This is a genomic window from Intrasporangium sp., from assembly GCF_039812505.1.
Lineage (GTDB): Bacteria > Actinomycetota > Actinomycetes > Actinomycetales > Dermatophilaceae > Intrasporangium_A.
In genome coordinates, this window is the sequence record NZ_JBDIAQ010000112.1 from 1 (window position 1) to 11,628 (window position 11,628).

Annotated in this window: 12 protein-coding genes; 5 read left to right on the forward strand and 7 right to left on the reverse strand. The window is 72.5% G+C overall.

Annotation, left to right across the window (positions count from 1 at the left end; translation table 11 throughout):
- Positions 1 to 74: 74 nt before the first annotated feature.
- From fmdA to WMI84_RS13360, 3 genes are read right to left on the reverse strand one after another with little or no spacing between them, the layout of a single operon-like run.
- Complete coding sequence (gene fmdA, locus WMI84_RS13350) at positions 75 to 1,328, reverse strand: formamidase (protein ID WP_347353935.1); 1,254 nt, start codon at positions 1,326 to 1,328, stop codon at positions 75 to 77.
- A gap of 2 nt (positions 1,329 to 1,330) precedes the next feature.
- Positions 1,331 to 1,969 carry an AmiS/UreI family transporter gene (locus tag WMI84_RS13355; protein ID WP_347353937.1) on the reverse strand — a complete coding sequence of 213 codons (639 nt, stop codon included), beginning with the start codon at positions 1,967 to 1,969 and terminating at the stop codon, positions 1,331 to 1,333.
- A 45-nt stretch (positions 1,970 to 2,014) separates the two neighbouring features.
- On the reverse strand, positions 2,015 to 2,299 hold the full coding sequence (locus WMI84_RS13360) for a zinc ribbon domain-containing protein (RefSeq protein WP_347353939.1): 285 nt from the start codon (positions 2,297 to 2,299) through the stop codon (positions 2,015 to 2,017).
- A gap of 107 nt (positions 2,300 to 2,406) precedes the next feature.
- Here WMI84_RS13360 and WMI84_RS13365 point away from each other — a divergent pair, with 107 nt between their 5' ends.
- Entirely contained in the window at positions 2,407 to 3,309 is a 903-nt protein-coding gene (locus WMI84_RS13365) for a hypothetical protein (protein ID WP_347353941.1), read from the forward strand.
- A 10-nt stretch (positions 3,310 to 3,319) separates the two neighbouring features.
- Positions 3,320 to 3,631, forward strand: a complete 312-nt coding sequence (locus tag WMI84_RS13370; protein ID WP_347353943.1) for a zf-TFIIB domain-containing protein — start codon at positions 3,320 to 3,322, stop codon at positions 3,629 to 3,631.
- Positions 3,632 to 3,643: 12 nt separating this feature from the next.
- On the opposite strand, the gene WMI84_RS13375 is transcribed toward WMI84_RS13370, so the two are convergent.
- Both WMI84_RS13375 and WMI84_RS13380 read right to left on the reverse strand, forming a co-directional pair.
- Complete coding sequence (locus tag WMI84_RS13375; protein ID WP_347353945.1) at positions 3,644 to 3,955, reverse strand: antibiotic biosynthesis monooxygenase; 312 nt, start codon at positions 3,953 to 3,955, stop codon at positions 3,644 to 3,646.
- 19 nt (positions 3,956 to 3,974) lie between these two features.
- Complete coding sequence (locus WMI84_RS13380; RefSeq protein WP_347353947.1) at positions 3,975 to 4,532, reverse strand: Lrp/AsnC family transcriptional regulator; 558 nt, start codon at positions 4,530 to 4,532, stop codon at positions 3,975 to 3,977.
- 88 nt (positions 4,533 to 4,620) lie between these two features.
- On the opposite strand from WMI84_RS13380, the gene WMI84_RS13385 reads away from it, so the two are divergent.
- Positions 4,621 to 5,826, forward strand: a complete 1,206-nt coding sequence (locus tag WMI84_RS13385; RefSeq protein WP_347353949.1) for a PLP-dependent aspartate aminotransferase family protein — start codon at positions 4,621 to 4,623, stop codon at positions 5,824 to 5,826.
- 89 nt (positions 5,827 to 5,915) lie between these two features.
- Complete coding sequence (locus WMI84_RS13390) at positions 5,916 to 7,289, forward strand: transaminase (RefSeq protein ID WP_347353951.1); 1,374 nt, start codon at positions 5,916 to 5,918, stop codon at positions 7,287 to 7,289.
- Positions 7,290 to 7,316: 27 nt separating this feature from the next.
- Here the strand turns inward: WMI84_RS13390 and WMI84_RS13395 are convergent, their stop codons facing one another.
- On the reverse strand, positions 7,317 to 9,065 hold the full coding sequence (locus WMI84_RS13395; protein WP_347353953.1) for an alpha/beta-hydrolase family protein: 1,749 nt from the start codon (positions 9,063 to 9,065) through the stop codon (positions 7,317 to 7,319).
- A 19-nt stretch (positions 9,066 to 9,084) separates the two neighbouring features.
- Positions 9,085 to 10,521, reverse strand: coding sequence for a glycine hydroxymethyltransferase (locus WMI84_RS13400; protein WP_347353955.1), 1,437 nt, complete (start codon positions 10,519 to 10,521; stop codon positions 9,085 to 9,087).
- A gap of 121 nt (positions 10,522 to 10,642) precedes the next feature.
- Between WMI84_RS13400 and WMI84_RS13405 the strand changes: the two genes are divergently transcribed.
- The coding region (locus WMI84_RS13405) for a cation diffusion facilitator family transporter (RefSeq protein WP_347353957.1) at positions 10,643 to 11,628 on the forward strand (986 nt) is incomplete at its 3' end.

An 11,628-nucleotide genomic window follows, 5' to 3' on the forward strand; every position in this document is an offset into this window, starting at 1 on the left:
CTCGCCCGGGCCTCTTCGAAGCAGGTGGTGCGGGGTGGTGGCGCGCGGTCCTCGGGGTAACGAAGGGGGACGAGTCAGAACGCCGCGTGCGGCACCCCGATGCCCGGGTCGACCTGCGCCGGGCCGCTGCTCGAGGGCCGGATGTCGATGTCGAAGATCGACGTCGGCAGGTACACCGTCGAGCACGAGTTCGGGATGTCGACCACGCCCGACAGGCGGCCCTCGATCGGTGCGGCGCCGAGGATCATGTACCCCTGCTCCGGGGTGTAGCCGAACTTGGTCAGGTAGTCGATCGCGTGCAGGCAGGCGCGCTGGTAGGACAGGTGGCTGTCCAGGTAGCGCTGCTCACCGTCGAGGGTCACCGAGGTGCCCGAGAAGGCGAGCCACTCCGAGTACTGCGGGTTGGAGATGCCCGGCATGAACACCGCGTTCTCGAAGACCCCGTAGGCCTCCATCCCGCCCTTGATCAGGTCGACGTGCATGTCTATGAAGCCACCCATCTCGATGGCCCCGCAGAAGGTGATCTCGCCGTCGCCCTGCGAGAAGTGCAGGTCGCCGGCCGAGAGGTTGGCCCCGTCGACGAAGACCGGATAGAAGACCCGGGTGCCCTTGGTGAAGTTCTTGATGTCCTGGTTGCCGCCGTTCTCCCGGGGCGGCGCGGTGCGGGCGGCCTCGGCGGCCACCCGGTCGAAGTCGGCACCGGTCAGGGTGCCGAGGATGGCCATCTCCGGCTCGGGCGGCAGCGCCAGCGGCGGCACCCGGTCCGGGTCGGTCGCGATGAGCGCGGCCTCGCGGGTGTTCCACCGGGCCAGCAGCTCCGCGCTCGGGGCGGTGCCCATCAGGCCCGGGTGGACCATGCCCACGAACGAGACCCCGGGCACGTGCCGCGAGGTGGCCACCCCGCCGCGGAAGTCCCAGATGCACTTGTAGGCGTCGGGGAACTGGTCGGTCAGGAAGCTGCCGCCGTTGGCCTTGGCGAAGATGCCGGTGTAGCCCCAGCCCTGACCGGCCAGCGGGCCGCTGTCCTCCTGCGGGATCGGGCCGACGTCGAGGATGTCGACCACGAGCAGGTCGCCGGGCTGGGCGCCCTCGACCCGGATCGGCCCGGTGAGCGTGTGCACGCTCTTGAGCGGGGCGTGCAGGATGTCCAGCGCCGAGTCGTCGTTGACGATGGCGCCGTCGAACCACTCGCGGCAGTCGATGCGGAAGACGTCGCCCGGCTTGACCGTCACGTTCGGCGGGATGTCGGGGTGCCACCGGTTGTGGCCCACGAGCTGCTGGTCGGTGAACTTCCTGGTGGAGTCGAGCGGGAAGATGTTGGTCGGCATGGTCAGACTCCTTCTCGGGTGGATGTGGCGGGGGCGGTCGGGAGGGGCGGCCGTCTGGCGAGCCGGACCTTGGCCAGGACGAAGCCGGCGAGGCTCACCACGGCGATCAGCACGGCCATGACCGGGTTGGGCAGCACGGTCCACTGGCCGGTGAGCAGCAGGAAGGCGGGGATCGCGGCGGTCGTCCAGCCCTCGATCGCGGCGACCGCGCCGGTGTAGGCGGTGATCGCGACGTTCTCCCGGCCGAGCAGGTCGAAGAAGAGCCACCAGAGGTAGGCCCAGAGCAGCCAGATGACGCCGAACGCCCAGTCCTGGTAGCGCAGGACGTTGACGACGGCATAGCCGATGGCCGCGACGGCGACGAACAGGGAGAACCAGCCGAGCCCGGTCCCGTCGAAGCCCCACACCTCGTTCATCGCGACGTACAGGTAGGTGAAGCCGAACAGGTAGAGCCCGGAGGCGCCGAAGATCACGTCCTGGTTCCCGCCCGAGCTGATGATCAGGTAGGTCGGTGTGATCACCTGCAGGAAGCCGACGAAGACGTTGAGCGGCACGGCCCCGGCCCCCTTCACCCGGCCGAGCAGCGCCAAGCCGTTGATGAACAGGACGGCTCCGACGTAGAACAGACCGACGTTGCTCATGCGGGACCTCCATCGGGCCTGGGTCGCGCGCTGTGGCGCGCCGCGTCAGGGGGGTGGGAGCTTGGCGGTGCGGGGGTCGGCCGCTGGTCGGGGCCGACGTGCGCGGCCGCCGACAGGGTGGCCGACCACGGCCGGACGGTCGGCGGTGGCTGTGGTGGCGTCGAGCATTGCCCGGGCACGACCGTCGCCCAGGCGCAGCTGCGGAGCGGAGTAGACCCGGCGCGCGGCTCGGCCGCAGGCCGGACAGGGGGCCGTCGGCCCGACCTCACCCATCGGGACGGTCAGGGTCACGACGCCGTCCTGCTCGCAGCGGAACTCGTAGGTCGCCACGGTGACCTACCGGGGAGACCCTGTCATGCCGGGATGCTACCAACGGCCCTGGGGGGCAACAAGGGCGACGGCCGCGGCCTGCCGAGGCGGGCGGCATACTGCCGCACATGCCTCCAGAGGTGCCGTCCGCGGACGCCTGGGTGACCGGGTATGCCGCCGAGCTCGGGCTGGTCGTGCCGGCGCGGGAGCGTCCCCGCTGGGTCGACACGCCCTCGGGTGCCCGGCTCGCCGTGCTCGGCGGCGCCGTGGTCAAGCTGCACCGGCGACGCACCGGCCGGGAGGCGCTGGCGAACCGGCTTGCCGCCGTGGTGGATCCGAGCCTCGCCGGCCTGTTCGCCCCACCCCTCTCGCCCTCGGTGGCCCAGGCTCCCGACGGCTCGCTCGTGACCGCGTGGCCCGAGGTGCCGGTGCTCGACCCCGACTCGCCCGTCCCCTGGGCCGCTGCCGGCGAGCTGCTCGCCCGGCTGCACCGTGCCGCATCACCCCTCGTCCTCCCCACGCACGGAGGGACCGACCGGGTGGGCCGAGCGGTGCAGCGGGCGCGCCGGACGCCTGCCCGGGCCCACGCCGACACGACGATGCTGGCCCGGCTCGGCGAAGCCCTGGCCCGGGAGGCCACCCGGGCCGCCGACGGGCGGGAGCCCGCTGAGCGGCATACGACTTCGCGCGCCGTCGTCCACGGGGACTGGCACCTCGGGCAGCTGGGATGGTGGCGGGGCGGCTGGCGCCTGCTCGACGTCGACGACCTCGGTGTCGGCGACCCCGCCTGGGACCTCGGCCGACCGGCCGGGTTCTGGGCCGCGGGCCTGTTGGACGACGCGTCGTGGCGCACCTTCCTGGACGCCTACCGCGCCGCGGGTGGCCCGGCGGTGCCACGGGTCGGCGACCCGTGGCCGGGGCTCGACCTGCCGGCGCGCTGTGCCGTGTTCGTCGCGGCGGTGCGCTCGCTGCGCGGTGCGGCGCCCGACGAGGAGGGCCGCAGGCTTCTGCAGGCGTGTCGGCAGATGTGAGGATGGTGCCATGACCCAGCAGCCACCCCCCTTCCCGGGCCAGGACCGCACCGGAGCAGCCGGTTACCAGCCGCAGAACTTCGTCTGCCCCAAGTGCCAGGGCGCCATGCGCACCTACGACCGCAACGGCGTGCACGTGGAGCAGTGCGAGACCTGCCGCGGCCTGTTCCTCGACTTCGGGGAGTTCGAGCGGCTCAGCCAGCTGGAGAGCCGCTTCGTCGCCCAGCCGCCACCGACCCAGTACGGCGACCCGTACTGGGGCCAGCAGGGCGGACACCGCTACCGCAAGCGCGGCCTGTCCGGGCTGTTCTTCTCCAGCTGAGCCGGACGTCGCTCAGCGGGCGCCCGGCTTCACGTCGAGCACCACGTCGAACTCGAGCAGGTCCGTCGACGCCATGACGGTCGGTCCTTGCTCGCCCTTGTGCGCGGCGCGCGCCGACCCGTCGCGCCAGCCCGCGTAGGACTCCTCGTCGGCCCACTGGGTCACCACGAAGTAGCGCTGCTCTCCCTTGACGGGCCGCAGCAGCTGGAAGCCGAGGAAGCCGGGAGAGTCCTCCACGACGCCCGCCCGCCGCGAGAAGCGGCGCTCGAGCTCGTCGGCCCGGTCGGCGGGGACGGTGATGGCGTTGATCTTGACGATGGCCATGGCTTCGAGGGTATGCCGCTCACCTGCGCCCCGCTGCCCGGGCCCGGCGCGCGCCGGCCGGGTCCCAGGGGTGACCACCCTCGATCCGCTCGAAGATCAGGCTCGTCTCGGCGTGCGCCACCCCGGCCAGCGAGGTGAGGTGGTCCAGGACGAGGTCGCGCAGCGCGTCGGACGACGCGGCGCAGACGTGCACCAGGAAGTCGGTGTGCCCCGCGACGTGGTAGGCCGCCACCACCCCCGGCACCTCGCGGATCCGGGCCCGCACGGCGTCCATCGCCTCGCGGGCGTGGCCGGTGAACTGCAGCGCGATCATCGCCTCCATCGGGCGGCCGACCGAGGCGAGGTCGACGTCGGCATGGATGCCGCGCACCACCTGCGAGGCGAGCAGGGCCCGCACCCGCCCGGCGCACGTGGACTCGGGGATGCCGACCCGCCGGGCGATCTCCGCGTTGGACATCCGCCCGTCGTCGACCAGCAGCGCGAGGATGGCCACGTCGACGTCGTCGAGCGGGGGCGCGGGAGGCGCGGGGTAGGGGGGTCGTGGATTCCGCGGTGGGGCGGCTCGGCGATTGGACATGACAGCAGTATCCGCGACACAGCGGATCGAGTACAAGGAATCAACGGATTGATTGCCTTCACATCGCGGAATCGGTGACACTCTAGTCATGAACCGTGACACCGCTGCCGTCCACGCCGGCCGTGAGGACCTCACGTCGCTCGGCGCCCACGTCCCCCCGCTCGACGCCTCGAGCACCTACCCCCTGGCCTCCGTCGAGAGCGGCGGGGCCGCCTACGACCAGCTCGCCGGCGGCGGCCGACCCCGGCCCGGCGACTCGCTGGTCTACCAGCGCCTGTGGAACCCCAACGTGGCCCGCTTCGAGCGCGCCCTGGCCGACCTCGAGGGAGCCGAGGACGCCGTCGCCTTCGCGACCGGCATGGCCGCGGTGACCGCCTCGCTGCTCGCCGCGGTCGCGGCCGGCACCCCGCACGTCGTGGCGGTCCGGCCGGTCTACGGCGGCACCGACCACCTGCTGGCCACCGGCCTGCTCGGCACCCGGGTCACCTGGGCCACCGCCGAGACGGTGGCCGCGTCGATCGAGGCGGACACCGGGCTGGTGGTCATCGAGACCCCGGCCAACCCGTCCCTCGACCTGGTCGACATCGCCGCCGTCGCGGCGCAGGCCGGGAACGTCCCGGTCCTGGTCGACAACACCTTCGCCACGCCGGTCCTGCAGCAGCCGCTCACGCACGGCGCCGCGCTCAGCCTGCACTCCGCGACGAAGTTCATCGGTGGGCACGGCGACCTGATGGGCGGGGTCGTGGCGACCACGCACGCATGGGCCGAGCGGCTCCGCCAGGTGCGGGCCATCACCGGTGGGCTGCTCTCCCCCGCTTCGGCCCTCGGGCTGCACCGTGGCCTGCAGACGCTGCCGGTGCGGGTCCGCGCCCAGCAGCAGAGCGCGCACCGGATCGCCCAGTGGCTCTCCGACCGGCCCGAGGTCGCCCGCGTGCACTACCCCGGCCTGGCCGGCTGCGACCCCCAGCGCCTGGTCGGTCGCCAGATGTCCGGCCCCGGGTCGATCCTCGCGTTCACGCTGCGCGGCGGGCGTGCGGCCGCCGCCGCGGTGGCGGAGCACTGCCGTCTGGTCACCCACGCGGTCTCGCTCGGCGGGGTCGACAGCCTCATCCAGGAGGCCGCCGCCCTGACCCACCGCCCGGTCGCGGACGAGGCCAAGCCTGACGCCTCGCTGCTGCGCCTCTCGGTCGGTCTGGAGGACGTGGACGACCTCATCGCCGACCTGGCGCAGGCCTTCGACGCGACCCACCAGATGCCGGCGCAGCCCGGGACGCGGGAGCTCAGCCACCACTGAGCCCGGTCCCATCCGATGCGGCGCCCCACCGACTCGGTGAGGGCGCCGCATCGCTTCCCGTGCGTGGGTGCGTACGGCACGATGTCGTCATGACCGACCCCGAACCTGCCGTGGACCGCACTCGCCTGGCCGAGCTGTACGAACGCGAGCGGGACTCCTTCCGACAGGCGCGCCCGCGCTCGGCAGCGCTCGCCGAACAGTCCCGCCGGCACATGCCCGGCGGCGTGCCGATGAGCTGGATGGTCAAGTGGCCGGGCGACTTCCCGGTCTTCGTCGAGCGTGCCGGGGGCGCCCACTTCACCTGCGTCGACGGCATCGACCACGTCGACCTCTGCCTCGGCGACACCGGTGCGATGATGGGCCACTCCCCCGCCCCGACGGTGGCGGCGGTCACCGCCCAGCTGTCCCGCGGGATCACCACGATGCTGCCGACACAGGACGCGATCGCGGTGTCCGCCGGCCTGACCGAGCGGTTCGGGCTGCCCTTCTGGCAGTACACCCTGACCGCCACCGACGCCAACCGCCACGCCATCCGCTACGCCCGCCACCTGACCGGGCGCCGCAAGATCGTGGTTCACGACTACTGCTACCACGGGTCGGTCGACGAGGCCTTCGCCACCCTCGACGACGACGGCCTGACCGGCGACCGTCGCAACAACATCGGCCCGCCGGTGCCCACCTCGGACACGACCCGCGTCGTGGAGTTCAACGACGTGGAGGGGCTCGAGAAGGCCCTGGCCGAGGGAGACGTCGCGGCGATCCTGGTCGAGCCGGCGCTGACCAACATCGGCATCGTGCTGCCCGAGCCCGGCTACAACGAGGCGGTGCGCGACCTCGCGACCAGGCACGGCGTCATCCTGATCAACGACGAGACACACACCATCTGCGCCGGGCCCGGCGGCATCACGCGGCGCGACGACCTGCACCCCGACTTCCTGGTCATCGGCAAGTCGATCGGCGGCGGGGTCCCCTGCGGCACCTTCGGGTTCACCGCGGAGGTGGCCGACCGGATCGCCCGCTCGGTCGAGCTCGAGGACATCGACGTGGGCGGCATCGGCGGCACCCTGGCCGGCAACGGCCTGTCCATGGCCGCCATGCAGGCCACGCTCGAGCAGGTGATGACCCAGGCGGCGTTCGAGCACATGATCCCGCTCGCGGACGCGTGGGCCGACGGCGTCCAGGCGGCGATCGACGCGACCGGCGCCCCTTGGCACGTGACCCGGCTCGGCGCGCGGGCGGAGTACGCCTTCTCCCCCGAGCAGCCGCGCAACGGGCGTCTGGCGGCCGAGGCCGACGACTTCGCGCTGCAGCAGTACCTGCACCTCCATGCCCTGAACCGCGGCATCCTGCTCACCCCGTTCCACAACATGGCGCTCATGTCACCGGCGACCACTGCGGCCGACGTCGAGGCGCATACCCGGATGTTCGCGGCCTGCCTCGACGAGCTGTTCGGACGCGGCTGAGGTCCCCCGGCAGCCCCGGACGGGCGGTCACTCGGAGCGCGAGACGGTCCGCTCGATGGCGGCGAGGATCCGGCCGTAGTCGCGCCCCGGCTCACCACCGAGGACGGCCCCCCAGGCCGGCACCATCTCCGGTCCGTAGCGGTGACCGTAGCCGTAGGGCGGGTTGAGCCCGACGGCCATGTCGGTCGTCAGCTGCCAGAACGTCACGAACGGGATCCAGGTGACGTCAGGGTTGACGTCACGGCCGAGCGGCTCGCGCAGCCAGTCCGGCTCGGTGGTCAGCAGGGCCGGGTTCCACCAGACCACCGGATCGGACGGGTGCTGCAGGAACACGAAACGGGGTTGCTCCCAGATCCCGAGCGGGCGTCCGACGTAGTCGGTCCGCAGCCCGACGTTCTTGGTCGAGAAACGGATGTGCCGCCCGTTGTCGATGACCGGTGAGATCTGGGGGGAGCCCTGCGTCCGCTCCGCGTAGAGCTGCTCGGCGATCCCCGAGAAGCTCGGCGTGCCGCTCCAGACGCCGCCCTGGGCCCGCGCGAGCATGCCGGCGACGTTGCCGAAGGCGGCCAGCCCGCCGTAGGCGCCGAGCGACTCGCCGCCCACGACGAGGCGCGGACGGGAGGCTGCCGGCAGCGCCGACCACACGTCATACACCTTGTCGAACAGCACCGTGCCGGCCTGCCTGGGCGACTCGCGGTCGGTGAGCAGCTCGAGGGCGCTGGGCAGGTACGAGTACTGCATCGCGGCGATGGCGCAGTCACCGCCGGTGAGGTACTCGACCGACTGCGAGGACCAGTCGTTGACCCAGCCGTTGCCGGTCGTGGTGGCGACGAGCAGCACCTTCCGGTCGAAGGCGCCGGTGCGCTGCAGCTCGGCGACGACCCGGTCGGCGGTCTGGGCGATGGTCTCGCCGTCGTGCACCCCGGCGTAGGCCCGAATCGGCTGCTTCGCGGGGACACGCGTCGCGGCCGTGATCTGGGCCGGCGTCAGGGTCTGGGTGACGAAGACCTGGCCCTGGAAGCCGAGCGTGCCGTAGGGCTCGAGGGAGCCGGGTCCGCCGGAGACGAGCGGCGAGGTCGGGGCCGACTTGCCCTCGGGAGACTGCGCGTTGAGGTGGGCGGAGTAGCGCCCGAAGAGCTGGACGCCGCGCTGCATGACGATGTTGTCGGTGAACCAGGCGGCCACGAACAGCACCAGCACGACCGCCACGACCGTGGCCACCGCCGTGGGCAGCACCCGGGCGGCCCGGTGCTCGACGCCGAGGGTCAGGTGCCGGATGCCCCGACCGGCCGCGACGAGGGCCACCCAGACGACGGGGGTCAGCGCCAGTACCCCGACCCAGTCGAGCGGGGTGAGCGGTTGCAGGTGCACGCGGCTCGCGGTGACGGCCTGGGAGCGGATGTTCGCCACGACGGCCCAGACGAAACCGGCGGTCAGCAGCGCGACCCAGCCGACCCGCACCCAGTGGCCCTGCTCCTCGCCGACGACGATCTCGAGCCTGAGCAGCCGGCTGACCCCACGGCTCACCCAGGCGACGAGCACCCCGAGGCCGTAGCCGGCCGCACCGCAGATGCCGCAGACCAGGCCCTGGTAGAACCAGGTGCGGGGCAGCAGGCTCGGTGAGAGCGCCACCACCACGTAGACCGCGCCGAACAGCAGGCCGGTCCACGAGAGCCCGAACCGGTCGGCCACGGCCCGGGCGACCCGCACGACGTGCCGGGCCGTGACGACCGGCGCTCGCCGGATCTCCTCGGAGATCTCGGCGGGCCGCTCCATCCTGCGAGTACCGGGCAGGTCAGGCGAGGTCGAGGCCCGGGTAGAGCGGGAACCGGTCGAGCAGCTCGGCCGCCGCGGCGTGGGTGCGGTCGGCGACCCCGTCGGCCAGCACGTAGGACGCCTTCGAGGGCGCCCCCGCCTTGGTGGTGCCCGCCGAGGTCTGGGTCAGGACGTCGACGACGAGCCCGGCGACGCGGTCGAACTCGTCGGCGCCGAAGCCGCGGCTGGTCAGGGCCGGCGTGCCGAAGCGGATGCCGGAGGTGTACCACGCCCCGTTCGGGTCCTGCGGGATCGAGTTGCGGTTGGTGACGACGCCGGAATCGAGCAGCGCCGACTCGGCCTGTCGCCCGGTCAGGCCGAACGTCGACACGTCGAGCAGGACGATGTGGTTGTCGGTCCCGCCGGTGACGAGGCGGGCACCGCGGCTGAGGAAGCCCTCGGCGAGCGCCTTGGCGTTGTCGGCCACGTGCTGGGCGTAGGTCTGGAACTCCGGCTGCCGGGCCTCGGCGAGCGCGACGGCCTTGGCGGCCATGACGTGACCCAGCGGACCGCCCAGGACCATGGGGCAGCCACGGTCGACGTCGGCGGCATACTCCGGCTGGGCGAGCACCAGCCCGCCGCGGGGGCCGCGCAGCGACTTGTGGGTGGTCGTCGTGGTGACGTGCGCGAAGGGCACCGGGTCCTCGTCCCCGGTGAACACCTTGCCGGCCACCAGTCCGGCGAAGTGGGCCATGTCGACCATCAGGGTCGCCCCGACCTCGTCGGCGATCTCGCGCATCTTGGCGAAGTTGATCCGGCGCGGGTAGGCCGAGTAGCCGGCCACGATGACCAGCGGCCGGAAGTCACGCGCCTTCGCGGCGAGTGCGTCGTAGTCGAGCAGGCCGGTCTGCGGGTCGGTGCCGTACTGCTGCTGGTGGAACATCTTGCCGCTGATGTTGGGCCGGAAACCGTGGGTCAGGTGACCGCCGGCGTCCAGCGACATGCCGAGCAGGCGCTGGTTGCCCAGCTCGTGCCGCAGCGCCTCCCAGTCGGTCTCGGAGAGCTCGTTGACGTTCTTGGCCCCCAGTCGCGCCAGCCCCGGCGTCTCGACGTGGTGGGCCAGGATCGCCCAGTAGGCGACGAGGTTGGCGTCGATGCCGGAGTGCGGCTGGGCGTAGGCGTAGGGAGCGCCGAACAGCTCGCGGGCATGCTCGGCGGCGAGCGCCTCGACGGTGTCGATGTTCTGGCAGCCCGCGTAGAAGCGGTGCCCGACCGTCCCCTCCGCGTACTTGTCGCTCAGCCAGGTGCCCATCGTCAGGAGGGTCGCCGGGGAGGCGTAGTTCTCCGAGGCGATGAGCTTGAGTGAGGCGCGCTGGTCGCGCAGCTCGGCGCGGACCGCGTCGGCGACGCGCGGCTCGACCTTGGCGACGATCTCGAGGATCTGCTGGTAGGTGCTGGAGAGAAGGGCGTCCGACATGACCGACAGCCTAGTGACCCGCGCTGCCACCGGGCCCGGCGTGTCGCCACGAAGGTATGCCGCCCAGCTGCGTCCCAGCCGGCCGCATCCGTCCGGGCGCCCGACCCGTAGGCTCGTATGCATGGGCCAGGAGCAGGGCCGAGGGCACCGGCGCGGGAACGAGCCCGGGCACGACCGGGGAGATCGGCATCCGCACGAGCACGGCCATGGGCACGGGCACACGCACGGGGTGGGCGCCGGTGCGGACCGGCGCTACCTGTGGGCGGCGCTGCTCCTGCTGCTGGCCTTCATGCTCGGCGAGGTCGTGGCGGCCGTCGTCTCCGGCTCGCTGGCCCTGCTGTCCGACGCCGGCCACATGCTCTCCGACGTCGGCGCGATCGCCGCGGCGTTGTGGGCGCTGCACCTGGCCGCGCGGCCGGCGCAGGGCAAGTGGACCTTCGGCTGGAAGCGGGCCGAGATCGTCTCCGCCGCGGGCAACGGGATAACTCTGCTCGTCGTGTCCGCGATCATCGCGGTCGAGGCGATCCGCCGGCTCGTCTCACCTCCCGAGGTCGAGGGCGGGATCGTGCTGGCCGTGGCCCTGGTCGGCGTCGTCGTCAACATCGCCGCCGCGTGGGTCCTCGCTCGGGCGAACCGGTCGAGCCTCAACATCGAGGGCGCCTACCAGCACATCCTGACCGACCTGTACGGGTTCATCGGGACCGTCGTGGCCGGGGTGGTCATCCTGGTGACCGGGTGGACCCGCGCCGACCCGATCGCCTCGCTCGTCGTCGTGGTGCTGATGCTGCGGGCGGCCCACGCCCTGCTGCGGGACAGCGGCCGGGTCCTGCTCGAGGCGGCACCCGAGGACATGGACCTGAGCGAGGTGCGCCGCCACCTGCTCGAACCGGAGCACGTGATCGACGTGCACGACCTGCACGTGTGGACGGTGACCAGCGGCCTGCCGACGCTGTCGTGCCATGTCGTGCTGACCGACTCGTGCTTCCGCGACGGGCACGCGCCGGCCCTGCTGGACGACCTGCAGGCGTGTCTGCACGGGCATTTCGACGTCGAGCACTCGACGTTCCAGCTCGAGCCGGCCGAGCACGCCCAGCACGAGACGGGCAC

Coding starts and splice junctions, on each gene's coding strand:
- WMI84_RS13400 (WP_347353955.1), bottom strand. CDS start 10,521: ATGTCGGACGCCCTTCTCTCCAGCACCTACCAGCAGATCCTCGAGATC.
- WMI84_RS13365 (WP_347353941.1), top strand. CDS start 2,407: ATGCCTCCAGAGGTGCCGTCCGCGGACGCCTGGGTGACCGGGTATGCC.
- WMI84_RS13395 (WP_347353953.1), bottom strand. CDS start 9,065: ATGGAGCGGCCCGCCGAGATCTCCGAGGAGATCCGGCGAGCGCCGGTC.
- WMI84_RS13380 (WP_347353947.1), bottom strand. CDS start 4,532: ATGTCCAATCGCCGAGCCGCCCCACCGCGGAATCCACGACCCCCCTAC.
- WMI84_RS13375 (WP_347353945.1), bottom strand. CDS start 3,955: ATGGCCATCGTCAAGATCAACGCCATCACCGTCCCCGCCGACCGGGCC.
- fmdA (WP_347353935.1), bottom strand. CDS start 1,328: ATGCCGACCAACATCTTCCCGCTCGACTCCACCAGGAAGTTCACCGAC.
- WMI84_RS13385 (WP_347353949.1), top strand. CDS start 4,621: ATGAACCGTGACACCGCTGCCGTCCACGCCGGCCGTGAGGACCTCACG.
- WMI84_RS13370 (WP_347353943.1), top strand. CDS start 3,320: ATGACCCAGCAGCCACCCCCCTTCCCGGGCCAGGACCGCACCGGAGCA.
- WMI84_RS13355 (WP_347353937.1), bottom strand. CDS start 1,969: ATGAGCAACGTCGGTCTGTTCTACGTCGGAGCCGTCCTGTTCATCAAC.
- WMI84_RS13390 (WP_347353951.1), top strand. CDS start 5,916: ATGACCGACCCCGAACCTGCCGTGGACCGCACTCGCCTGGCCGAGCTG.